Genomic DNA, 21,701 nt, shown 5'->3' on the forward strand with positions numbered 1-21,701 from the left:
GGTGTGGGGGAGGCCGGTCGTAGTGGGGCGGCCTCCCCCTTTTTTTTGATGTTCTGCGCAGAGCATGCTCGGCCGATCTTTGCGGTCGGCGTAAAGCGTGCCAACCAAGGTTGGCACCTGCCGGTCGCGCGCGCAGACGCCGTGCGGCCGGTAGCGCCGGGCCATGCCCGGCGGGGCGTTGCAATCAACCGGCGACCTTGCCCCACACCTTGAACGTGGTCAGCCACAGGCCCAGCATGCTGCCGATGTTGGTCAGCATGAAGGTCAGCACCACGCGGGTGACGCGGTTGCGATACCAGCCCTTCAGGCTCTGCGCATCGTCGCGCAGCTTCAGGAAGTCCTCATACGCCGGCTTGCGCAGGCGCGCTTCCACCAGCGCCGAGAATGCGCCGGTCGGGATGCTCAGGCGGAATGGCTTGAACGGCGCCACCGCGATCGCGGTGAGGATGCTCAGCGGATGGCCGCCGGCCAGCAGGCAGCCCAGGCCGGCGAGGCCGCCGGTATACATCGCCCAGGTCGCCAGCAGTTCGGTGCCCACGCCCAGACCACCGCGGTAGAAACCTACGCCGATGCCGGTCGCTACGATGGCCAGGATGCCCAGCGTGAACCACGGAATGTTGCGCTTCTTCGGCACCGCTTCCAGCTCGGCGCGCAGCGGTGCCGGTGCTTCGGTGTCGGTTTCCAGGTAGCGGGCCAGCCCGGCAAGGTGACCGGCACCGACCACTGCCAGCACCTCACGCTGCTGCGGATCGTGTTCTTCGCGCAGGCGCGTGGCCATGTAGCGGTCACGCTCACCGATGATGGTCTCGTACAGCGCCGGGCTCTCGCTGGCGAACTCGCCGAAGCTCGACTCCAGCATGTCGCCCTGCTTGAGCTTCTCGATCTCGTTTTCGCCCACTTCCTCGGATGAGAACAGGCCGGCGCCAAGCCCGGCAACCAGCTTCAGCTTGCCGAAGAAGCCCAGCCGTTGCGAGGCACGGCGGAAGGTCAGGCCGACTTCACGGTCGATCAGGTGTACCGGCAGGTTGCGCTCGCGCGCCAGTTCCACCGCGCGCTTCAGTTCGGCGCCCGGCTCGATGTCGAGCTGTTCGGCCAGGCGGCGCTGATAGGCGGACAACGCCAGGTTGGCGGCGAACAGGGCCACGCGGCCCTTGCGGATCACTTCGACCAGATCGAGCTTGGCCAGCGTGTCCGGATCGCTCAGGGCCTGCAGGCGCTGCGGGTCCAGTTCAACGGCAACGGCATCGAAGCGGCCGCTGTCGATGGCTTTTTCCACCGCCTCGACGCTGGCGCGGGAGACGTGGGCAGTGCCCAGCAGGGTGTAGCGCACGCCGTCGCGTTCGACGACGCGCACCGGCTGGCCGGCGAATAGGTCGTCGCCGGTGTCAGGAAGGGTTTCAGTCATGGATTCATTCATTGGAAGGTGCGGTGTCGGCGCCATCGCCGAGCGCGCGCTGCATCTGCACGGTATCCAGCCAGCGGCCATGCTTGCGGCCGAGGCCACGGAACACGCCGACCAGCTCGAAGCCGAAGCGTTCGTGCAGCTTGATGGAGGCGGCATTGGTCGGTTCGCCGATCACGGCCACCATCTGCCGGTAGCCACGCGCCACGCAGGCGTCGATGAGGGCCTGGAGCAGGCCAGTGCCCACGCCCTGGCCCTGGAAGCGGGCATCGACGTAGACCGAGTTCTCCACGGTCCACTGGTAGGCAACGCGGGTGCGGTAGGTGTTGGCGTAGGCATAGCCGGCCACCTGGCCGTCGATCTCGGCGACCAGGTAGGGGAAGCCGCGATCGATGATGTCGCGCATACGGCGCAGCATCTCGGTCGCGTCCGGGATGTCGTACTCGTAGGTGTTGACGAAGTCGGTCACTTCCACCGCGTAGATCGCGGTGATCGCGGCGATGTCGGCCGGGCCGGCATCACGGATGAGGACGGCCATGCGCGGGCTCCGGCTCAGTCGATGTAGCGCTTGAGCAGGTCACCGTACGCGTCGATGCGACGGTCGCGCAGGAATGGCCAGATGCGGCGCACGTGCTCGCTGCGCTGCAGGTCGACATCGCACAGCAGCACGGTGGCGTCGGTGCCGGCTTCGGCCAGGAATTCGCCCTGCGGGCCGAGCACGTGGCTGTTGCCCCAGAACTGGATGCCCGATGCGCCCAGCGGCGAGGCTTCATGGCCGACGCGGTTGCAGCTCAGCACCGGCAGGCCGTTGGCCACGGCGTGGCCGCGGTGACTCAGCACCCAGGCGTCGCGCTGGCGGGTCTTCTCGTCCTGCACGTCGTCCGGGTCCCAGCCGATCGCGGTCGGGTACAGCAGCAGCTCGGCGCCGGCCAGCGCCATCAGGCGTGCCGCTTCCGGGTACCACTGGTCCCAGCACACCAGCACGCCGAGGCGACCCACCGAGGTATCGATCGGCTTGAAACCGATGTCGCCCGGGGTGAAGTAGAACTTCTCGTAGAAGCCCGGATCGTCCGGGATATGCATCTTGCGGTACTTGCCCAGCAGCGTGCCGTCCTTCTCGAACACCACGGCGGTGTTGTGGTACAGGCCGGCGGCGCGGCGCTCGAACAGCGAGCCGACCAGCACCACGCCATGCTTCTTCGCCAGCGAGCCCAGGCGCTCGGTGCTCGGGCCCGGGATCGGCTCGGCCAGGTCGAACTCGTCCACCGATTCGTGCTGGCAGAAGTACGGGCCGTTATGCAGTTCCTGCAGCAGCACCAGCTTGGCACCCTGCGCAGCCGCCTCGGCCACGCGTGCTTCGATCACCGCCAGGTTGGCGGCGGCATCACCGTGGTTGCGCTCCTGGATCAGGGCGACGGTAAGGGGGCTGCGCGAGTTCATGCGGGGCGTTCCTGCGGGGGAAAACCTGCATGTTAGCGCGGATGGGCGGCGACGGCGTGTCGGCCGCTGAATGGGTGCTGGTAGTGCCGGCCGCTGGCCGGCAACCCCGTCAATCCATCAGACATTGCATGGTTGCCGGCCAGCGGCCGGCACTACCCATCCTCAGGCCTTCAACAACCCTTCCGGCAGCTGCATGGTGATGCAGTGCAGGCTGCCGTTCTGCCAGATCAGCGAGCGGCAGGGCACCTGCACGATCTCGCGACCCGGGTGTGCCTGTGCCAGCACGTCGCGGGCCAGGTCATCGGCCGGATCGCCATAGGCCGGCATCAGCACCGCGCCGTTGACGATCAGGTAGTTGGCGTACGAGGCAGCCAGGCGACGGCCTTCGTCGATCACCGGCTGTGCCCACGGCAGCGGGAACAGGCGGTACGGCTGGCCATCCTTGGTACGCAGCGCGGCCAGCTCATTGCCCATCGCCTGCAGTTCGGCGTAGTGCGAGTCGCTCTCGTCGTCACAGGCCTGGTAGACAATGCTGTCAGCCGAGGCGAAGCGAGCGAGGGTATCGATGTGCGCATCGGTGTCGTCGCCTTCCAGATAGCCGTGGTCCAGCCACAGCACGCGGTCCTGCTGCAGCCAGTCGGCCAGGTCGGCGCTCAGGCTGGCGCGGTCGCGGTCCGGGTGGCGCTCGTGCAGGCACTTCCAGGTGGTCAGCAGGGTGCCTTCGCCATCGGTTTCGATGCCGCCGCCTTCCAGCGCGAACGGAATGCTGCGCACCGGTGCGTCGTTGAACACGCCGGCCTGGTCGAGCACGCCCACCAGCTGGTCATCCAGGGTGGCGTCGAACTTGCCGCCCCAGCCGGTGAAGCGGAAATCCAGCAGCTGGAAGCCGCCGTCGGCACGGCGCAGGGTGATCGGGCCGGAGTCGCGCAACCAGGTATCGTCGTAGGCCGCCGTGGTGAAGTGGACCTTGTCCATGTCGATGCGGTTGGAGCGCAGCCGCATCTCGGCATAGGTCTCCACATCGTCGTCGGCCACGCAGATCAGCACCGGCTGGAAGCGGGTGATGGCCGCGACCAGCGCGATGTAGGTCTCTTCCACCTGGCCCAGGCGGTCGGCCCAGTCGGTGTCGGCGGTGGGCCAGGCAATCAGGACGCCGCTCTGGGCTTCCCACTCGGCAGGAAAACGAAGGGTCTGGTTCATGGTCTCGCTACACAGGCCCGCCCAGGGCGGGTAAAGGGATCAACGGATCGGCGGTTTCGGGCCGATTTCGTTCGGGTCCGCCTGGTTGGCCACCACGTCGATCACCTTCTGCTTCTCGAAGTAGACAGTGAACTGCGGGTACACCCAGCGGTTGATGGTCGGCCATTGCCGCTTCTGCCCGCCACGCGGCTGCAGCTGCTCGCTTGGCGCGCCGAACTGCGCCTGTACCTGCTGCATGCTCTGGCCGCGCACGGGCAGGGCACCGGCCGGCTTCTCGCGGGCACGGTCTACAAGCAGGGTATCGGCCAGCGCCGGCGTGGCGGCGGCCAGGGTGGCCATCACGGCCAGGGCGGACAGGTAACGCTTCATCTCGATCTACTCCCCAGTGGTCAAGAAAGGCGATTACAGCAAAAACGGCAGGAAAAAGCCGCATAAACAAAAAACCGCCCGAAGGCGGCTTTTTGCATCGGGTCGGCCCCGCGTAGGGCCAGCCGCAGCCGCGAAGGCTGTTGGGCTTAGCGCTGACGCGCCTTGAAACGCGGGTTCGACTTGCAGATGACGAAGATCTTGCCACGACGACGCACGACCTTGCAGTCACGGTGACGGGCCTTCGCCGACTTCAGGGAGGACAGGACTTTCATGGCATACCTCGGCGTAAACAGTAGTTGTTCGGGTGGAGCGTGGCCGCGATATGCGAAAGACAATCGGCAGTTGACGCTCGTTCAAGCCCGCCATTCTACCGGGCTTTTCCTCGTGGTTTCAAGTGGTTGCACAAAAGATCCCATTGGGGGCGTCTGACAGGGGCTAGAATGACCCCTTCACACGCTCTGGGAACCCCATGAATCCACTCGCTCCCGTCCTGACCATCGACGGCCCTTCAGGGGCTGGCAAGGGTACCATCAGCCGCATCATCGCGCGCCGCATGGGCTGGCATTACCTGGATTCGGGCGCGCTGTACCGGGCAGTGGGCGTGGCCGCGAGCTGGGCCGACATCGATACCTCCGATGCCTCGGCGCTGGTCCGCTGCACCTTTGATACCCACGTTCAGTTTGTCGAGCAGGGTGAAGCCATGCGGGTCATGGTGAACGGGACCGATGCCACCGACGAGCTGCGCCTGGAGACCACCGGCGCGCTGGCCTCGGCCATCGCCGCCATTCCCGAGGTCCGGGCTGCCCTAAAGGAGCGCCAGCGCGCATTCAGGGAGCTGCCCGGCCTGGTCGCCGACGGCCGCGACATGGGCACGGTGATCTTCCCGGACGCCTCCTACAAGGTCTTCCTGACCGCCAGTGCCGAGGAGCGCGCCGAGCGCCGGCATAAGCAGTTGAAAGACAAGGGGGTTTCTGTTAACTTTGATGACCTCCTGCGCGAGATCATGGCCCGCGACGCCCGTGATGCTCAGCGTACCGTGGCGCCCCTGAAGCCGGCAGACGATGCTGTCCTCATCGACACCACAGGCATCGGCATCGCAGATGTCGTTGCCAGAGTGATGGATCTGCTTCCGGTTCCGGCTGCCTGATCCGTTCGCGCGGGAGCACTGCCAGCAGCATCGGTGGTGGTCGCGCATAGCAGTGCTGTACAAGCTCCGTCGCGCAATGATGCGTGGCGGTTTTCCTACTACACACGACCTGCGTTTCCGGGGTCGACCAACAGGCGGGCGGTCGCCATTCCCCTGAAGGGGACGCCACCGACCCATGTGTCCAACAGAGTAAATCTAATGACCGAATCATTTGCCGAACTGTTTGAAGCCAGCCAGGCCAATCTGGCCAAGCTGAAGCCGGGCGCCATCGTCAGCGGTACCGTTGTTGAAGTCCGCGGCGACGTCGTGGTGATCAACGCTGGCCTGAAGTCCGAAGGCATCGTGCCGATCGAACAGTTCCGTAACGACGCTGGCGAAATCGACGTCGCCGAAGGCGACATCGTCAAGGTCGCCCTCGACTCGATCGAGAACGGCTTCGGCGAAACCGTCCTGTCGCGCGAGAAGGCCAAGCGCGCGATGGTGTGGGACGAGCTGGAAGAAGCGTTGGAAAAGAACGAAACCATCACCGGCCGCATCAGCGGCAAGGTCAAGGGTGGTTTCACCGTGGACATCAAGGATGTCCGCGCCTTCCTGCCGGGTTCCCTGGTCGATGTGCGCCCGGTGCGCGATCCGGCCTACCTGGAAGGCAAGGAACTCGAGTTCAAGCTCATCAAGCTGGACCGCAAGCGTAACAACGTCGTGGTCTCGCGCCGCGCTGTCGTCGAAAGCGAGCACTCGGAAGAGCGCGAGCAGCTGATGGACAAGCTGCAGGAAGGCGCGATCCTGAAGGGTGTCGTCAAGAACCTGACCGATTACGGCGCGTTCGTGGACCTGGGCGGTATCGACGGCCTGCTGCACATCACCGACATGGCGTGGAAGCGCGTGCGTCACCCGTCGGAAGTCGTGAACGTCGGCGACGAGCTGGACGTCCGCGTGCTGAAGTTCGACCGCGAGCGCAACCGCGTTTCGCTGGGCCTGAAGCAGCTGGGCGAGGATCCGTGGGACAACATCGGCCGTCGTTACCCGGCCAACAGCCGCGTCTTCGGCAAGGTCTCCAACGTCACCGATTACGGTGCGTTCGTTGAGATCGAGCCGGGCGTCGAAGGCCTGGTGCACGTCTCCGAGATGGATTGGACCAACAAGAACGTCAACCCGTCCAAGGTTGTCCAGGTTGGTGATGAAGTCGAAGTGATGGTGCTGGACGTCGATGAAGAGCGTCGCCGTATCTCGCTGGGCATGAAGCAGGTTGCCGCCAATCCGTGGGAAACCTTCGCTGCCACCCACAAGAAGGGTGACAAGGTGTCGGGCCAGATCAAGTCGATCACCGACTTCGGCATCTTCATCGGCCTGGACGGCGGCATCGACGGCCTGGTCCACCTGTCCGACATCAGCTGGAACACCACCGGCGAAGACGTCGTTCGCAACTTCAAGAAGGGCGATACCCTGGACGCCGTCGTCCTGGCTGTCGATCCGGAGCGCGAGCGCATCTCCCTGGGCGTGAAGCAGCTGGAGCAGGATCCGTTCGGCCAGTACATGGCTGCCAATCCGAAGGGCTCCAAGGTCGAAGGCGTGGTGAAGGAAGTCGACGCCAAGGGCGCGATCATCGAGCTGGCTGACGGCATCGAAGGTTACGTCTCGGCACGCGACATCGCCAACGAGCGCGTTGACGACGCCACCCAGCACCTGAAGGTCGGCGACAAGGTCGAAGCCAAGTTCGTGGGCATGGACCGCAAGGGCCGTACCCTGCAGCTGTCGATCAAGGCCAAGGACGACGCTGAAATGCGCGAAGTGCTGGAGGAATACCAGTCCTCTTCGGCTTCCAGCGGCACCACCCAGCTGGGCGCGCTGCTGCGTGCACAGCTGAACGGCAACAAGTCCGAGTAATCGGCCTTACGCTGTTCGTTGTTTCCTGGACGGCCCGGGCATTGCCCGGGCCGTTTCAGGCTGAGATACCCCTGATGTGAGCCGGTAATGACCAAATCCGAACTGATCGAAATCCTTGCGCGCCGCCAGGCGCACCTGAAGGCCGATGATGTCGATCTGGCGGTGAAGTCGTTGCTGGAAATGATGGGCGGATCGCTGTCCGCCGGCGATCGCATCGAAATCCGTGGTTTTGGCAGCTTCTCGCTGCACTATCGTCCGCCGCGCCTGGGTCGCAACCCGAAGACCGGCGAATCGGTTGCCCTGCCGGGCAAGCACGTCCCTCATTTCAAGCCGGGCAAGGAACTGCGTGAGCGGGTCAGCAGTGTGCTGCCGCTGGACGCCGATCCGGCCTGAGCCTCCCGTCGCGCCACCGCGTGCGAATCCAGCCGCGAGTCGGATAAGCTACGGACTCCTGCCACTGGAGCTGTCGCATGAAGGTTTTTCGTCTGCTGGTCCTGCTGGCGGTTCTGATCCTTGGATTGATCATCGGTGCGGTCAACATGACCGCGATGTCGATCAACCTGCTGTTTACCCAACTGCATACCTCGGTGGGCGTGGCCCTGATCGCCGCGCTGCTGGTGGGTGTCATCGTCGGTGCCGGCCTGGTGCTGGTGAGCGTGGTCATTCCGCTCTACAGCCAGTTGCGCCGCGCCAACAAGTCCGCTGTCGCCACGCCGGCACCGGTTGCTTCCCCCCAATCTTTTGATGGACGCTGATCGAAGATGGATTTCGTCACCGAGTGGTTCTGGTTCTTCCTGTTCGTTCCGCTGGCCGCACTGGCCGGGTGGGTGATCGGACGGCGTGGTGGTCAACGCCACGGTGACAGCCAGGTCAGCCGCCTGTCCAGCACCTACTTCCGCGGCCTGAACTACCTGCTCAACGAGCAGCCGGACAAGGCCATCGAGCTGTTCCTGCACATCGCCGAGCTGGACAAGGAAACCTTCGAGACCCAGGTCGCGCTGGGCCACCTGTTCCGCCGCCGCGGCGAAGTCGACCGCGCCATCCGCCTCCACCAGGGCCTGGTCAACCGCCACGACCTCAGCGATGCGCAACGCGTGCAGGCGCTGCTGGCACTGGGCGAGGACTACATGAAGTCCGGCCTGCTGGACCGCGCCGAGACCGTGTTCACCGAACTGGCCCAGCTGGATCAGCGTGCTCCGCAGGCACTCAAGCACCTGATCGGTATCTACCAGGCCGAGCGCGACTGGGAAAAGGCGATCGACAACGCGACCCGTTTCGAGGACGTCACCGGCGAGCCGATGGGCAAGCTGATCGGGCAGTTCGAGTGCGAACTGGCCGAACGCTTCCGCGGTGCTGGCAAGCTGGAAGAGGCGAGGGCAGCGATTGCCCGGGCCTACCAGGCCGATGCGATGTCGGTACGTGCCGGCATCATTGAAGGACGCCTGGAAACCGATGCCGGCAATCCGGAAGCGGCCGTGCGCGCCTTCGAGCGTGCCGCGCGCAACGACCCCGAATACCTGCCGGAGCTGCTGCCGGCGCTGATGCAGAACTACCGCAAGGTCGGCGATCTGGCAGGCGCACGCGCGTTCCTGTCGGAGATGACCGAGCACTACCGCGGCATCGCCCCGGTGCTGGCGCTGACCCGCCTGATGGAAGAGCAGGAGGGCGTGGCGCCAGCCCGTGCCTACCTGGGCCGCCAGCTCAAGGATCGCCCGTCGGTGCGTGGCGAGTCCGCGCTGATCGACCTGACCCTGGCTGAAGGCGCCGATTCCACGGCGACCCTGCACGACCTCAAGCACATCACCGACCAGTTGCTGGTGCGCAATCCGGCCTATCGCTGCACCCGTTGTGGTTTCGGTGCGCGCACCCACCACTGGCAGTGCCCGAGCTGCAAGGAGTGGGGTACGGTCAAGCCGCTGCTGAACTACGCGGTGCTCTGATCCATGCCGTGGCTCGTGATGGGCGCGCTGCTGGGCCTGGCCCTGCTGAGTGCGGCACTGACCTGGGCAGCGCGGGGCTATGCGCTGCGGCGGCAACTGTTTGACCAGCCGGGCGAGCGCCGCAGCCATAGCGTGGCCACCCCTCGCGGCGGTGGCATCGCCATTGTCATCAGCCTGCTGGTGACCGCCGGTGTTGCCATGTGGGCCTGGCCCGAAGCGCGTCCGAGCCTGCTGGTCGCCAGCCTTGGCCTGGCGCTGGTGGCGGGTATCGGCTGGTGGGACGACCACCGGCCGCTGCCGGCCATGCGCCGCCTGATGGTGCACTTCATCGCCGCCGCGCTGCTGGCTGCGCTGGTCAAGGTCCACGGTGGCAGCTGGCTGCTGGCCGTACTGGTCCTGCTGTTCACCGCCTCGCTGATCAACATCTGGAATTTCATGGATGGGATCAACGGCATCGCGGCCAGCCAGGCGATCGTGGTCGCGCTGGGGCTTGCACCGCTGCTGCCCTGGCCGTACTCGCTGGCGGCGGTCGCGTTGGGCCTGGCCTGCCTGGGCTTCCTGCCGTTCAACTTCCCGCGGGCCCGGATCTTCATGGGCGATGTCGGAAGTGGCGCGCTGGGCTACGCGGTGGCGGCAGTGCTGGCACTGGCCAGCGTCAAGACCGATATCCACTGGATCCTGCTGCTGGTGTCGGCATCGCCGTTCCTTGTGGACGCGGGCTTCACACTGTTGGCGCGCATCATTTCCGGACAACGCTGGATGGAACCCCATACCCAGCATGTCTACCAGCGCGCGGTGCAGGCAGGAGCCAGTCACGCCCAGGTAACAGGGATGTACTTTGCTTTGGGCCTGTTCAGTATTACAGTGCTTAATGTCTGCTCCAATTTGCAGCCGAGGTGGGAGGCTGCCGTGGCGATCGCGTGGTTCATTGCGCTGAGCGTCCTCTGGCTCCTCCTGCGCAATGGATTGCGCCACCCAAAAGGAAATACCTGACTTATGGCTTCACCCTGGCGGGACAGAATCCTCGGCCTGATGCCGCGTTCGGCCATCGTCTGCCACGACCTGTTCATGGTCTGGGCATGCTGGCAGCTGCTCCACGCGGGGCGGTATTCGATCCTGGCCAACGCCCCCGAGCTCCCCCTCTGGAACGTCGACACCACACTGGTGCTGCTGCTGCAGGGCATGGTGTTCTGGCGCGTGGGCCTTTATCGGGGCCTGTGGCGGTTCGCCAGCGTCAGCGACCTGCTGAACATCTTCAAGGCCAGCTTCATTGGCATGGTCGCCATCGTGCTGGTGCTGATGTGGAAGCGCTTCGACGGCGTGCCGATGTCGGTGCTGGTGATCTATCCGTTCGCGCTGTCGGCGCTGCTGGGCGCGCCGCGCCTGCTGTACCGGGCCTGGAAGGACTATCAGGCACTGCAGTCGGACTCGTCCGCGCGCCGCGTGCTGATCCTGGGTGCCGGCCAGGCCGCCGAGACCCTGGTCCGTGACCTGCGCCGTTCCGGTAATTTCGAGCCGGTCGGCCTGCTGGACGATGCGCCGCACCTGCGCGGCGCCAAGCTGCAGGGCCTGCCGATCCTCGGCACCCTGGACGATGCGCCGACAGTGGTCCGGGAGACGGCGGCCAAGCTGCTGGTGATCGCCATCCCGTCGCTGGACGCGGCGGGCATGCAGCGGATCGTCGCCATCTGTGAAAGCACCGGTGTGCCGTTCCGCACCGTGCCCAAGCTCAGCGACATCCTGCAGGGCCAGTCGCTGCCGGGGCAGCTGAAGGAAGTGGCGATCGAGGATCTGCTGGGCCGCAAGCCGATCATGCCGGACTGGAACCTGATCCGTGGCTGGCTGGGCGGGCGTACGGTGATGGTCACCGGTGCCGGCGGTTCGATCGGCTCCGAGCTTTGCCGCCAGTGCGCACGGCATGGTGCCGGCCGCATCATCCTGCTCGAGATCAGCGAACTGCTGCTGCTGACCATCGAAGGCGAGCTGCGGCGCAGCTTCCCCGATGTCGAGATCGAAGCGGTGCTGGGCGACTGCGGTGACCCGGCGGTGATCCGCCACGCCCTGTCGCTGCATCCGGTCGACACCGCCTTCCACGCGGCTGCCTACAAGCACGTGCCGGTGCTGGAGCGGCAGCTGCGCGAAGCGGTGCGCAACAACATCCTGGCCACCGAGAACGTGGCCCGCGCCTGTCTGGAAGCGCGCGTTGAGCATTTCGTGTTCATCTCCACCGACAAGGCGGTCGACCCGGTCAATGCACTGGGCGCCAGCAAGCGCTATGCGGAGATGATCTGCCAGAGCCTGGACCAGAAGTCCACGCATACCCGTTTCGTTACGGTGCGCTTCGGCAACGTGCTGGCCTCGGCCGGCAGCGTGGTGCCGCTGTTCCGCGAACAGATCCTGCGTGGCGGTCCGGTGACCGTCACCGACCCGGAAGTCAGTCGCTACTTCATGACCATCCCGGAGGCCTGCCAGCTGATCCTGCAGGCGGCCGCTTCGGCATCGCATGGTGCGATCTATACGCTCGACATGGGCGAGCCGGTGCCGATCCGCGTGCTGGCCGAGCAGATGATCCGCCTGGCCGGCAAGCAGCCGTACAAGGACATTCCGATCATCTACACCGGGCTGCGTCCGGGCGAGAAGCTGCACGAGACGCTGTTCTATTCGGACGAGGACTACCGTTCCACCGCGCACCCGAAGATTCTCGAGGCCGGTGTACGTACGTTCTCGCGTGACCTGGTGCTGGGCAATGTCCCGCGCCTGCGCGATGCCGTGGCTGGTTACGACACGACCAGCATCCAGGAGATCCTGTTCGCGACGATGCCGGAGTTCTCTCCCATCGAACAGGATGCTTACATTTCATCCGCTAAAGTCGTGCCCTTTCCGGCACGTGAGGCCAACAGGCACCAATGAGCAAGCGAATTCGCAAGGCAGTTTTTCCAGTGGCAGGGCTCGGGACGCGCTTTTTGCCGGCAACCAAGACGGTTCCGAAGGAAATGTTGCCGATCATTGATCGTCCGCTGATCCAGTACGCGGTCGATGAAGCGATCGAAGCAGGCTGCGACACGCTGGTGTTCATCACCAACCGCTACAAGCATGCCGTGGCCGACTACTTCGACAAGGCCTACGAACTGGAGCAGAAGCTCGAGCGCGCCGGCAAGCAGGAGCAGCTGGAGATGATCCGCCATGTGCTGCCCAATGGCGTGCGCGCGATCTTCGTGACCCAGGCCGAAGCACTGGGCCTGGGCCATGCGGTGCTGTGCGCAAAGGCCGTGATCGGTGACGAGCCGTTCGCGGTGCTGCTGCCGGACGACCTGATCTGGAACCGCGGCGACGGCGCACTGAAGCAGATGGCAGACCTCAACGAGGCCAGTGGTGCCAGCGTGATCGCCGTTGAAGACGTGCCGCACGACAAGACTGCCAGCTACGGCATCGTTGCCACTGACGCGTTCGACGGCCGCAAGGGTCGCATTTCGCAGATCGTGGAGAAGCCGAAGCCGGAGGACGCGCCGAGCGACCTGGCGGTGGTTGGCCGTTATGTGCTGAGCCCGAAGATTTTCGAGCTGCTGGAACAGACCGGCAGTGGCGCCGGTGGCGAGATCCAGCTGACCGATGCGATCGCGCAGCTGCTGAAGACCGAAGAGGTCGATGCCTACCGCTTCGAGGGCACCCGCTTCGACTGCGGCACGCACCTGGGGCTGGTGGAGGCGACGATCCGTTTCGCGTTGGACAACCCGAAGCTGGCCGGGCCGGCGCGGGAGAAACTGACGGCGATGTTGGCGGAATAGGGTTTATCAAGCGCTCCGTTCGCGGCGCCTTGATTGATACGTGATGGGCGGGACGGGTGGGCCTTTGCAGGACACGCCGTAAACCCATCCTTGGGGGCTCGATGGCGCCATCCATGGCGCCAACGGTCCTGCAAAGGCCCACCCATCCCACCTGTCAGGTTTCCTGCGGGCGCGGACGGGAAGGGCGGAACAAAGGCAAGAGCAAAAGCAGAAAGGCAGCCGATGGCTGCCTTTTCTGTTTCCGCGAGCGTCGAGTCGGGGTTAGATCCCTTTGCACCGCAAAGGGCTCTGACCCCAGCCTTTGCCCCTGCCTTTGCTCATCCCTCCGCCGCGTGGAATGTTGGCTGGCACGGGTGGGTGAGGCTGACCGGGACCGTTGGCGCCATGGATGGCGCCATCGAGCCCCCAAGGACGGGTTCTCGGCGTGTCCCGGGCAGTCTCACCCACCCGGGCCCTGCAGTACGCCGACATCCCGACCGGCAACGCTTTGAACCTTACAGCGCCTCGAAAATACCCGCTGCGCCCATGCCGGTGCCGATGCACATCGTCACCATGCCGTACTTCTGCTGGCGACGACGCAGGCCGTGCAGCAGGGTCGCGGTACGGATCGCGCCGGTCGCACCGAGCGGGTGGCCCAGGGCAATCGCGCCACCCAGCGGGTTGACCTTGTTCGGGTCTAGGCCGCAATCGCGGATCACCGCCAGCGACTGCGCGGCGAAGGCTTCGTTCAGTTCAATCCAGTCCAGCTGGTCCTGGGTCAGGCCGGCCTGCTTCAGTGCCTTCGGGATCGCGGCGATCGGGCCGATGCCCATCACTTCCGGGCGCACGCCGGCTACCGAGAAGCTGACGAAACGAGCCAGCGGGGTCAGGCCGTAGTCCTTGATCGCCTGTTCCGAGGCCAGCAGCACGGCACCGGCGCCGTCGCTCATCTGCGACGAGTTGCCGGCGGTGACGGTGCCACCGAACTGGCCGTTGCGGAACACCGGGCGCAGCTTGGCCAGGCCTTCAGCCGAGGAATCCGGGCGCGGGCCTTCGTCGGTGTCGGCGATCTTGTTGCGGGTGATGATGCGCTGGCCATCGGCCAAGTCCGGCAGGTGCGAGACGATCTCGTACGGGCTGATCTCGTCCTTGAACTCGCCGTTCTGGATCGCGGCCATGGCCTTCTGGTGCGAGGCGAGGGCGAAGGCGTCCTGGTCTTCGCGCGAGACCTTCCACTCTTCAGCCACCTTCTCGGCGGTGATGCCCATGCCGTAGGCGATGGCGACGTGGTCGTTGTCGAACACGCTCGGCGCCATGGCGATCTTGTTGCCCATCATCGGCACCATCGACATCGACTCGGTGCCGCCGGCCAGCATCAGGTCGGCATTGCCCAGGCGGATCGCGTCGGCGGCCTGCGCCACGGCCTGCAGGCCGGAGGAGCAGAAGCGGTTCACGGTCTGTGCGGCGATGGTGTTCGGCAGGCCGGCCAGCAGCACGCCGATGCGCGCCACGTTCATGCCCTGCTCGGCTTCCGGCATGGCGCAGCCGATGATCGCGTCATCGATGCGGTTGACGTCCACGCCCGGGGCCTGGGCGACGACGCTGCGCAGCACGTGCGCAAGCATGTCGTCGGGGCGGGTGTTGCGGAACATGCCCTTGGGCGCCTTGCCAACCGGGGTACGGGTGGCGGCGACGATGTAGGCGTCCTGGATTTGCTTGGTCATTGCAGTGATCTCTCGAATAGGTTTTGTAGAGTCGAGCCATGCTCGACTGCCACATCAGGGAGTGCCGACCAACGGTCGGCACCCACCGAAAGCAGGGAGGGGCGATCAATTACGCAGCGGCTTGCCGGTCTTGAGCATGTGCGCGATGCGGGCCTGGGTCTTTTCCTGCTGGGCCAGTTCGACGAAGTGCTTGCGCTCCAGGGTCAGCAGCCACTCTTCGTCCACCAGGGTGCCGCGGTCGACCTTGCCACCGCACAGCACGGTGGCGATGCGCTCGGCGATCTCGTAGTCGTACGGGCTGATGAAACGGCCTTCCAGCATGTTGACCAGCATCATCTTGAAGGTGGCGATACCCACGTCGCCGGCCACCTGGATGCGGCGTGCCGGCAGCGGCGGACGGTAGCCCGCTTCGGCCAGGGCGCGCGCTTCGGCCTTGGCGATGTGCAGGGCCTCGTAGCTGTTGAACACCACCTTGTCGGTGCTGCGCAGCAGGCCCAGTTCCTTGGCGTTGACCGCCGAGTTGGACACCTTGGCCATCGCCACGGTTTCGAAGGTCTTCTTCAGTTCGGCGAACACGTCACCGCCCGGGCCTGCGGCCTGCGAGGCGCGCACAGCCAGTTCCTTGAGGCCACCACCGGCCGGCAGCAGGCCGACGCCGGCCTCGACCAGGCCGATGTAGCTTTCCAGGAAGGCCACGGTCTTGGCGCTGTGCATCTGGAATTCGCAACCACCACCCAGCGCCAGGCCACGCACGGCAGCCACCACCGGCACCAGCGAGTACTTGATGCGCTGGCTGGTGCGCTGGAAGTTGGCGACCATCTCTTCGAACTGGTCGACCTTGCCGGCCTGCAGCAGGCCCAGCGCGCCGGCCAGATCGGCGCCGGCGGAGAAGGGTTCCTTCTGCTGCCAGATCACCAGGCCCTGGAAGCTCTTTTCGGCAAGTGACACGCATTCCTGCAGGCCGTCGAGCACCTGGTCGGACACGGTGTTCATCTTGGTCTTGAAGCTGACCACGGCGATGCCATCACCGTCGTGCCACATGCGCAGGCCGTCGTTCTCGAACACGGTCTCGCCCGGCGCGAACTTCTCGCCCAGCAGCGGATCGGGGAAGCGCTGGCGCTGATACACCGGCAGCGACGAGCGCGGCAGCTTGGCGTTGCGCGACGGGCTGTAGCTGCCCTCGGCGGCGTGCACGCCGTCGCGGCCATCGAAGACCCAATCCGGCAGCGGGGCGTTGCTCATGCTCTTGCCGGCGACGATGTCATCGGCAATCCACTGCGCCACCTGCTTCCAGCCGGCGGCCTGCCAGGTTTCGAACGGGCCCAGCGACCAGCCGTAGCCCCAGCGGATGGCCAGGTCGACGTCGCGCGCGGTTTCGGCGATGTCGGCCAGGTGGTAGGCGCTGTAGTGGAACAGGTCGCGGAAGGTCGCCCACAGGAACTGCGCCTGCGGGTGCTGGCTTTCGCGCAGCTTGGCGAATTTCTCGGCCGGGTTCTTGATCTTCAGGATCTCGACCACTTCCGGCGCGGCAGCGCGATCAGCCGGACGGTAGTCCTGCTTCTCCAGGTCCAGTACGACGATGTCCTTGCCGACCTTGCGGAAGATGCCGGCGCCGGTCTTCTGGCCCAGCGCGCCCTTGGAAATCAGCGCGTCCAGCCACTTCGGCGACTTGAAGAATTCATGCCACGGGTCGTTCGGCAGGGTGTCGCCCATGGTCTTGATGACGTGGGCCATGGTGTCCAGGCCGACCACGTCGGAGGTGCGGTAGGTGGCCGACTTCGGGCGGCCGACCAGCGGGCCGGTCAGGCCGTCCACTTCATCGAAGCCCAGGCCGAACTGCTGGGTGTGGTGGATGGTCGACAGGATCGAGAACACGCCGATGCGGTTGCCGATGAAGTTCGGGGTGTCCTTGGCGTACACCACGCCCTTGCCCAGGGTGGTGACCAGGAATTCTTCCAGGCCTTCCAGCACGGCGGCGTCGGTGGTGGTGGCCGGGATCAGCTCGGCCAGGTGCATGTAGCGCGGCGGGTTGAAGAAGTGCACGCCGCAGAAGCGGTGGCGCAGCTGCTCGGGCAGCACGTCGGCCAGCTTGTTGATGCCCAGGCCCGAGGTGTTGGAGGCCAGCACCGCGTGGTCCGCCACGAACGGCGCGATCTTCTTGTACAGGTCCTGCTTCCAGTCCATGCGCTCGGCGATGGCCTCGATGATCAGGTCGCAGTCCTTCAGCTGCTCCAGGCCGGACTCGTAGTTGGCCGGGGTGATGGCTTCGGCCAGCGACTTGCTGGCCAGCGGCGCCGGGCTCAGCTTGCCCAGGTTGGCGATGGCCTTCAGCACGATGCCGTCAGCCGGACCTTCCTTGGCGGGCAGGTCGAACAGCACGGTGTCGACGCCAGCGTTGGTGAGGTGGGCGGCGATCTGGGCACCCATGACGCCGGCACCCAGCACGGCGGCGCGGCGGACTAGCAGGGAATTGGACATGGTGTAGGGCCTTTGTTGGTCAGCAGTTACTGGGTGGAATCAAGGGGAAGCGGGCAGGGCGCTGGCGCGTGCGGCGGCGCGGAACCCGGCTTCGGCGAAATGGATCAGTTCGTGGGCGGCATGGGCACGATGCGCCGCTTCGGTGACACCGGCGGGACGCTTGATCAGCCCGAAGTCGGCCATGGCATAGGTGAGGGAGCCGGCCAGGAAATCCAGGCGCCAGTACAGCTCTTCCTTGCTCAGGTCGGGTGCGCATTCGGCAATCGCCTTGCCGAACGCACGCAGCACGTGACCGTAGTGGTCGGACAGGAACTTGCGCAGGTTGTCGTTCTTCTCGGCGTAGGCGCGGGCGATCACGCGCACGAAGGCGCCGCCGTTCTGGCGGTCCTGGGCCAGCGCCAGTGCCGGCTCGACGAAGGCGGCCAGCACCGGGCGCAGCTGCCCGGGGTGTTCGCTGCGGGCGCGCTCGAGCTGCGCCAGGCGCGCGCCGGTCATCTCGTCCATGCGGCGGCGGAACACCTCGTTGACCAGGTTTTCCTTGGAGCCGAAGTGGTAGTTGACCGCGGCGATGTTGACGTCGGCCTGGCTGGTCACCTGGCGCAGCGACGTGCCGGCGAAGCCGTGCTGTGCGAACAGCTCCTCGGCCGCGCCGAGGATCCGGTCCTTGGTCGAGAAGTGGGCGGGTTTGGCCATCGGCGGGCGGACCTTAATCAAACGATTGTTTGATACTAGAACCAGACGGTAGCGTATGGCATTTTGCAGTGCAGCATAATTGCCTGCAGCGGTCAGATTTCACTCAGGTGGGTGAATGGGCGCAAAGGGTAGTGCCGGCCGCTGGCCGGCAACCGCAGGCAGCCCGTGGGGTGCCAGCCTGCCGGCCAGTGGCCGGCACTACCACCCTGCCGCTTTATCTTTTACAATTCGCCTACGTTTATCAGGCTAAGCCCGCGTCCCGACGCGGGTTTTTTTCATGTTACCCTTCGGGCCATCAGCGGCCCGATTCCATTGGAGACATCCCATGGCGCTGGAGCGCACCCTTTCGATCATCAAGCCGGACGCCGTTGCCAAGAACGTCATCGGCGAAATCTACGCCCGCTTCGAGAAGGCCGGCCTGAAGGTCGTGGCCGCCAAGTACAAGCAGCTGTCGCGCCGTGAAGCCGAAGGCTTCTACGCCGTGCACCGCGAGCGTCCGTTCTTCAACGCGCTGGTCGAGTTCATGATCTCCGGCCCGGTGATGATCCAGGCCCTGGAAGGCGAGAACGCCGTCCTGGCCCACCGCGACCTGCTGGGCGCCACCAACCCGAAGGAAGCCGCTGCGGGCACCATCCGCGCCGACTTCGCCGAATCCATCGATGCCAACGCCGCCCACGGCTCGGACTCGGTCGAGAATGCCGCGATTGAAATCGCCTACTTCTTCGCCGCCACCGAAGTCGTTTCGCGCTGAGAGTAATGCCGTGAACGAGGTCGTACAGTCCCCCGCCATCCAGCCGCTGCCGAAGTCGGCACCCACGGCTGGCAAGCAGAACCTGCTCGACCTCGATCGCGCGGGCCTGGAGAAGTTTTTCGTCGAGGTTCTCGGCGAGAAGAAGTTCCGTGCCCATCAGGTGATGAAGTGGATCCACCATCGCTACGTCACCGACTTCGATGAAATGACCGACCTCGGCAAGGTCCTGCGCGCCAAGCTGCAGGCCCATGCCGAGGTGCTGGTTCCCAACATCGTGTTCGACAAGCCCTCTGCCGACGGCACCCACAAGTGGCTGCTGGCGATGGGCGTGGATGGCAAGAACGCCATCGAGACCGTGTACATCCCGGACAAGACCCGCGGCACGCTGTGCGTGTCCTCGCAGGTCGGTTGCGGCCTGAACTGCACGTTCTGCTCCACCGCCACCCAGGGCTTCAACCGCAATCTGACCACCGCCGAGATCATCGGCCAGGTGTGGGTTGCCGCACGCCACCTGGGCAACGTGCCGCACCAGATGCGCCGCCTCACCAACGTGGTGATGATGGGCATGGGCGAGCCGCTGATGAATTTCGACAACGTCGTGCGCGCCATGAGCGTGATGCGCGACGACCTGGGCTACGGCCTGGCCAACAAGCGCGTGACCCTGTCGACCTCCGGCCTGGTGCCGCAGATCGACCGCCTGTCTGCCGAAAGCGACGTGTCGCTCGCGGTGTCGCTGCATGCGCCGAACGATGCGCTGCGCGAGACCCTGGTGCCGCTCAACAAGAAGTACCCGATCGCCGAGCTGATGGCCTCGTGCGCACGTTACCTGCGCGCCAACAAGCGCCGCGAATCGGTCACCTTCGAATACACCCTGATGAAGGGCATCAACGACAAGCCCGAGCATGCCCGCGAGCTGGCCCGCCTGATGCGCCAGTTCGACAACGCGGTGCAGGCCAAGGATTCGGGCAAGGTCAACCTGATTCCGTTCAACCCGTTCCCGGGCACCCGCTACGAGCGTTCGGAAGAAGCGCACATCCGTGCCTTCCAGAAGATCCTGCTCGACAGCAACGTGCTGACCATGGTCCGCCGCACCCGTGGCGACGACATCGACGCCGCCTGTGGCCAGCTCAAGGGCCAGGTGATGGACCGCACCCGCCGCCAGGCGGAGTTCAACAAGACGCTGCAGGCGGGGAAGGGGAGCGATGCCGCGGCCTGACCGCCTCTGGCTGGTTCTGTTCGCAGGCGTGCTGGCCGTTGCGGTCGGCGGCTGCAAATCCCATCCCAAGGCCAAGCTGGGCCCCAGCGAGGCGCCGGTCTACTCGGTCCGTGATCCGGACAGCGTGCGGCGCCAGGTGCGCCTGCAGGACCTGCTGGCCCTGGCCGCCCGCGACATGCAGGTGGGCAACCTCGATGCGGCCGAACGCAAGGCGCGCGAGGCGCTGAAGCTGGCCCCCGAGTCGCCCGATGCGCTGGTGCTGCTGGCCGGCATCGACGAGCGCGGTGGCCGCACCCAACAGGCTGGCGAGAGCTTCCGCAGGGCTGCCGAGCAGGCGCCGCAGCGCGGGGACATCCTCAACAATTACGGCGCGTGGCTGTGCCAGCAGGGTCGGCCGGCCGAGTCGCTGGTCTGGTTCGATCGTGCGCTGCAGGCGCCGGGCTACGCCACGCCGGCCGAGTCCCAGGCCAATGCCGGGGGCTGTGCGCTGGACGCCGGCCAGTTCGAACGTGCCGAGCGCGACCTGCGTGCGGCGCTGGCAACGCTGCCGGGAAACCCGGTCGCGCTGGAGGCGATGGCCCAGCTCAGCTTCCGCCAGGGCCGCTTCATGGAGGCCCGGGCCTTCGCCGAACGTAGGATTGCGGCTGCACCCGCAACGCGTTCCGTGTTACAACTTGCGTCTCAAATCGAAGCGCGGCTGGGAGATCGGGCGGCATCTGACCGCTATCTTCAGCGCATTCGACAGGAATTTCCGCAGGAAGCGGGCTCCTAACTCCAGGGTTGATGCATTGTGATTGATGACCAGACTGTGAGCGCTCTCGAGACTGCGGCCGGCTGCGGCAGCCGCCTGCGCCAGGCCCGCGAGGCGGCCGGACTGACCCTCGAAGATGTCGGCTCGCGCCTGCGCATGCCGGTCCAGGTGGTCAAGTCGCTGGAAGAGGAGCAATGGCAGAAGCTGGGGGCGCCGGTGTTCGTGCGCGGCCAGCTGCGCAGCTACGCGCGCCTGCTGGACGTGGATGTGAGCCAGCTGCTGGAGCAGGCCCAGGTCGGCCCGGTGGTTCCGCCCACCCTGGTCAGCCATACCCATACCCCGCGTGCGCGCCGCATTGCCGAGAATCTCGGCCGTCGCGTGCTGTATGTCGGTATCACCGCGGTGCTGGCGGTGCCGGTGTGGTTCGCCACCCGTGGTCATTTTGATGGCAGTGCGACGCCGTCGCCGAACACCGCTTCGCTGGACGCGATCCCGGCCGCTGTGCCGGTGACCCCGTCTGCCGCCGGCGTCGAGCCGGCCGCCGTGGCTGACGTGGCGAGCGCCCCGGCCAGCAAGCCGGCCGCCACCCCGTACGTAGCCTCGCTGGCCCCGGTGCCGCGTTCAGCCCCGGCACCAGCGGCTGCCGCCAACACGCTGGACATGCAGTTCAGCGGCGACAGCTGGGTCGATATCGGCGGCCCGGACGGCGCTACCGTCGAGAAGGCGCTGATCAAGTCCGGCGAGAGCCGCAGCTTCACGCCGGGCCAGGTGACCCGGGTGACCCTGGGCAACGCCTCGGCGGTCCAGGTTCAGCAGAACGGCGCTATCGTCGATCTGACCCCCTACCAGCGAGCCAACGTGGCACGCTTTCAGGTATCCTCTGAAGGCTCCGTAGTCCCGGTTTCGCACTGAGGCGCGGTTTCACCACCTTCGATTAATCCC

General features: G+C 65.7%; 21 protein-coding genes. 12 read left to right on the forward strand and 9 right to left on the reverse strand.

Features of this window, described 5'->3' with window-relative positions; genetic code table 11:
• Window positions 1-184: 184 nt before the first annotated feature.
• The 6 genes from ACSYS9_RS09095 to ykgO form a co-directional block, all read right to left on the reverse strand.
• Complete coding sequence (locus ACSYS9_RS09095) at window positions 185-1,405, reverse strand: TraB/GumN family protein (protein ID WP_143048236.1); 1,221 nt, start codon at window positions 1,403-1,405, stop codon at window positions 185-187.
• 4 nt (window positions 1,406-1,409) lie between these two features.
• Window positions 1,410-1,940 carry a GNAT family N-acetyltransferase gene (locus ACSYS9_RS09100; protein WP_071228965.1) on the reverse strand — a complete coding sequence of 177 codons (531 nt, stop codon included), beginning with the start codon at window positions 1,938-1,940 and terminating at the stop codon, window positions 1,410-1,412.
• A gap of 14 nt (window positions 1,941-1,954) precedes the next feature.
• Complete coding sequence (locus ACSYS9_RS09105; RefSeq protein WP_071228964.1) at window positions 1,955-2,842, reverse strand: carbon-nitrogen hydrolase; 888 nt, start codon at window positions 2,840-2,842, stop codon at window positions 1,955-1,957.
• Window positions 2,843-3,004: 162 nt separating this feature from the next.
• A complete protein-coding gene (locus ACSYS9_RS09110; RefSeq protein WP_005413039.1) occupies window positions 3,005-4,042 on the reverse strand; it encodes an agmatine deiminase family protein in 1,038 nt (345 codons plus the stop codon).
• A gap of 39 nt (window positions 4,043-4,081) precedes the next feature.
• Window positions 4,082-4,381 (reverse strand): hypothetical protein, encoded by a 300-nt coding sequence (locus ACSYS9_RS09115; protein WP_227837998.1) that lies wholly within the window; start codon window positions 4,379-4,381, stop codon window positions 4,082-4,084.
• A gap of 176 nt (window positions 4,382-4,557) precedes the next feature.
• Complete coding sequence (gene ykgO, locus ACSYS9_RS09120) at window positions 4,558-4,683, reverse strand: type B 50S ribosomal protein L36 (protein ID WP_005409283.1); 126 nt, start codon at window positions 4,681-4,683, stop codon at window positions 4,558-4,560.
• Between the two features lie 197 nt (window positions 4,684-4,880).
• On the opposite strand from ykgO, the gene cmk reads away from it, so the two are divergent.
• From cmk to galU, 8 genes are all read left to right on the forward strand, one after another.
• Entirely contained in the window at window positions 4,881-5,558 is a 678-nt protein-coding gene (gene cmk, locus ACSYS9_RS09125) for a (d)CMP kinase (protein ID WP_032130077.1), read from the forward strand.
• Between the two features lie 198 nt (window positions 5,559-5,756).
• Window positions 5,757-7,442, forward strand: a complete 1,686-nt coding sequence (rpsA, locus tag ACSYS9_RS09130; RefSeq protein ID WP_005416230.1) for a 30S ribosomal protein S1 — start codon at window positions 5,757-5,759, stop codon at window positions 7,440-7,442.
• A gap of 87 nt (window positions 7,443-7,529) precedes the next feature.
• Window positions 7,530-7,835, forward strand: a complete 306-nt coding sequence (locus tag ACSYS9_RS09135; RefSeq protein WP_005409286.1) for an integration host factor subunit beta — start codon at window positions 7,530-7,532, stop codon at window positions 7,833-7,835.
• Window positions 7,836-7,912: 77 nt separating this feature from the next.
• The gene (locus ACSYS9_RS09140) at window positions 7,913-8,197 is read left to right on the forward strand and encodes a LapA family protein (protein ID WP_010484569.1); all 285 of its coding nucleotides are present in this window, start codon (window positions 7,913-7,915) and stop codon (window positions 8,195-8,197) included.
• Window positions 8,198-8,203: 6 nt separating this feature from the next.
• On the forward strand, window positions 8,204-9,382 hold the full coding sequence (gene lapB / locus ACSYS9_RS09145) for a lipopolysaccharide assembly protein LapB (RefSeq protein ID WP_005416232.1): 1,179 nt from the start codon (window positions 8,204-8,206) through the stop codon (window positions 9,380-9,382).
• A 3-nt stretch (window positions 9,383-9,385) separates the two neighbouring features.
• Entirely contained in the window at window positions 9,386-10,375 is a 990-nt protein-coding gene (locus ACSYS9_RS09150) for an MraY family glycosyltransferase (RefSeq protein ID WP_049399455.1), read from the forward strand.
• A gap of 3 nt (window positions 10,376-10,378) precedes the next feature.
• Entirely contained in the window at window positions 10,379-12,292 is a 1,914-nt protein-coding gene (locus tag ACSYS9_RS09155) for a polysaccharide biosynthesis protein (protein WP_032130079.1), read from the forward strand.
• Window positions 12,289-13,167 carry a UTP--glucose-1-phosphate uridylyltransferase GalU gene (gene galU, locus ACSYS9_RS09160; protein ID WP_019336276.1) on the forward strand — a complete coding sequence of 293 codons (879 nt, stop codon included), beginning with the start codon at window positions 12,289-12,291 and terminating at the stop codon, window positions 13,165-13,167. The genes ACSYS9_RS09155 and galU overlap by 4 nt, the downstream gene beginning before the upstream one ends.
• A gap of 494 nt (window positions 13,168-13,661) precedes the next feature.
• Here galU and ACSYS9_RS09165 read toward each other — a convergent pair whose 3' ends face one another.
• The 3 genes from ACSYS9_RS09165 to ACSYS9_RS09175 form a co-directional block, all read right to left on the reverse strand.
• Window positions 13,662-14,870, reverse strand: coding sequence for an acetyl-CoA C-acyltransferase (locus ACSYS9_RS09165; RefSeq protein WP_049399460.1), 1,209 nt, complete (start codon window positions 14,868-14,870; stop codon window positions 13,662-13,664).
• A 105-nt stretch (window positions 14,871-14,975) separates the two neighbouring features.
• Window positions 14,976-17,348, reverse strand: a complete 2,373-nt coding sequence (locus ACSYS9_RS09170) for a 3-hydroxyacyl-CoA dehydrogenase/enoyl-CoA hydratase family protein (RefSeq protein ID WP_071228962.1) — start codon at window positions 17,346-17,348, stop codon at window positions 14,976-14,978.
• Window positions 17,349-17,387: 39 nt separating this feature from the next.
• Window positions 17,388-18,041 carry a TetR/AcrR family transcriptional regulator gene (locus tag ACSYS9_RS09175; protein ID WP_006431024.1) on the reverse strand — a complete coding sequence of 218 codons (654 nt, stop codon included), beginning with the start codon at window positions 18,039-18,041 and terminating at the stop codon, window positions 17,388-17,390.
• Window positions 18,042-18,366: 325 nt separating this feature from the next.
• Here ACSYS9_RS09175 and ndk point away from each other — a divergent pair, with 325 nt between their 5' ends.
• From ndk to ACSYS9_RS09195, 4 genes are read left to right on the forward strand one after another with little or no spacing between them, the layout of a single operon-like run.
• On the forward strand, window positions 18,367-18,792 hold the full coding sequence (gene ndk, locus ACSYS9_RS09180; protein ID WP_008265389.1) for a nucleoside-diphosphate kinase: 426 nt from the start codon (window positions 18,367-18,369) through the stop codon (window positions 18,790-18,792).
• 10 nt (window positions 18,793-18,802) lie between these two features.
• Window positions 18,803-20,008, forward strand: coding sequence for a 23S rRNA (adenine(2503)-C(2))-methyltransferase RlmN (gene rlmN, locus ACSYS9_RS09185; protein ID WP_005409296.1), 1,206 nt, complete (start codon window positions 18,803-18,805; stop codon window positions 20,006-20,008).
• Window positions 19,995-20,780, forward strand: a complete 786-nt coding sequence (gene pilW, locus ACSYS9_RS09190; RefSeq protein ID WP_071228961.1) for a type IV pilus biogenesis/stability protein PilW — start codon at window positions 19,995-19,997, stop codon at window positions 20,778-20,780. The genes rlmN and pilW overlap by 14 nt, the downstream gene beginning before the upstream one ends.
• 18 nt (window positions 20,781-20,798) lie before the next feature.
• Window positions 20,799-21,671 (forward strand): RodZ domain-containing protein, encoded by an 873-nt coding sequence (locus ACSYS9_RS09195; protein WP_032130492.1) that lies wholly within the window; start codon window positions 20,799-20,801, stop codon window positions 21,669-21,671.
• The last annotated feature ends 30 nt before the right edge of the window (window positions 21,672-21,701 follow it).

It is taken from the genome of Stenotrophomonas sp. STK17_22 (genome assembly GCF_051983905.1).
GTDB classification, from domain to species: Bacteria; Pseudomonadota; Gammaproteobacteria; order Xanthomonadales; family Xanthomonadaceae; genus Stenotrophomonas; species Stenotrophomonas maltophilia_A.

Bases quoted from the DNA above. Each gene is read 5' to 3' on its own strand.
- ACSYS9_RS09095 (WP_143048236.1), bottom strand. From the start codon at position 1,405: ATGACTGAAACCCTTCCTGACACCGGCGACGACCTATTCGCCGGCCAG.
- ACSYS9_RS09100 (WP_071228965.1), bottom strand. From the start codon at position 1,940: ATGGCCGTCCTCATCCGTGATGCCGGCCCGGCCGACATCGCCGCGATC.
- ACSYS9_RS09105 (WP_071228964.1), bottom strand. From the start codon at position 2,842: ATGAACTCGCGCAGCCCCCTTACCGTCGCCCTGATCCAGGAGCGCAAC.
- ACSYS9_RS09110 (WP_005413039.1), bottom strand. From the start codon at position 4,042: ATGAACCAGACCCTTCGTTTTCCTGCCGAGTGGGAAGCCCAGAGCGGC.
- ACSYS9_RS09115 (WP_227837998.1), bottom strand. From the start codon at position 4,381: ATGGCCACCCTGGCCGCCGCCACGCCGGCGCTGGCCGATACCCTGCTT.
- ykgO (WP_005409283.1), bottom strand. From the start codon at position 4,683: ATGAAAGTCCTGTCCTCCCTGAAGTCGGCGAAGGCCCGTCACCGTGAC.
- cmk (WP_032130077.1), top strand. From the start codon at position 4,881: ATGAATCCACTCGCTCCCGTCCTGACCATCGACGGCCCTTCAGGGGCT.
- rpsA (WP_005416230.1), top strand. From the start codon at position 5,757: ATGACCGAATCATTTGCCGAACTGTTTGAAGCCAGCCAGGCCAATCTG.
- ACSYS9_RS09135 (WP_005409286.1), top strand. From the start codon at position 7,530: ATGACCAAATCCGAACTGATCGAAATCCTTGCGCGCCGCCAGGCGCAC.
- ACSYS9_RS09140 (WP_010484569.1), top strand. From the start codon at position 7,913: ATGAAGGTTTTTCGTCTGCTGGTCCTGCTGGCGGTTCTGATCCTTGGA.
- lapB (WP_005416232.1), top strand. From the start codon at position 8,204: ATGGATTTCGTCACCGAGTGGTTCTGGTTCTTCCTGTTCGTTCCGCTG.
- ACSYS9_RS09150 (WP_049399455.1), top strand. From the start codon at position 9,386: ATGCCGTGGCTCGTGATGGGCGCGCTGCTGGGCCTGGCCCTGCTGAGT.
- ACSYS9_RS09155 (WP_032130079.1), top strand. From the start codon at position 10,379: ATGGCTTCACCCTGGCGGGACAGAATCCTCGGCCTGATGCCGCGTTCG.
- galU (WP_019336276.1), top strand. From the start codon at position 12,289: ATGAGCAAGCGAATTCGCAAGGCAGTTTTTCCAGTGGCAGGGCTCGGG.
- ACSYS9_RS09165 (WP_049399460.1), bottom strand. From the start codon at position 14,870: ATGACCAAGCAAATCCAGGACGCCTACATCGTCGCCGCCACCCGTACC.
- ACSYS9_RS09170 (WP_071228962.1), bottom strand. From the start codon at position 17,348: ATGTCCAATTCCCTGCTAGTCCGCCGCGCCGCCGTGCTGGGTGCCGGC.
- ACSYS9_RS09175 (WP_006431024.1), bottom strand. From the start codon at position 18,041: ATGGCCAAACCCGCCCACTTCTCGACCAAGGACCGGATCCTCGGCGCG.
- ndk (WP_008265389.1), top strand. From the start codon at position 18,367: ATGGCGCTGGAGCGCACCCTTTCGATCATCAAGCCGGACGCCGTTGCC.
- pilW (WP_071228961.1), top strand. From the start codon at position 19,995: ATGCCGCGGCCTGACCGCCTCTGGCTGGTTCTGTTCGCAGGCGTGCTG.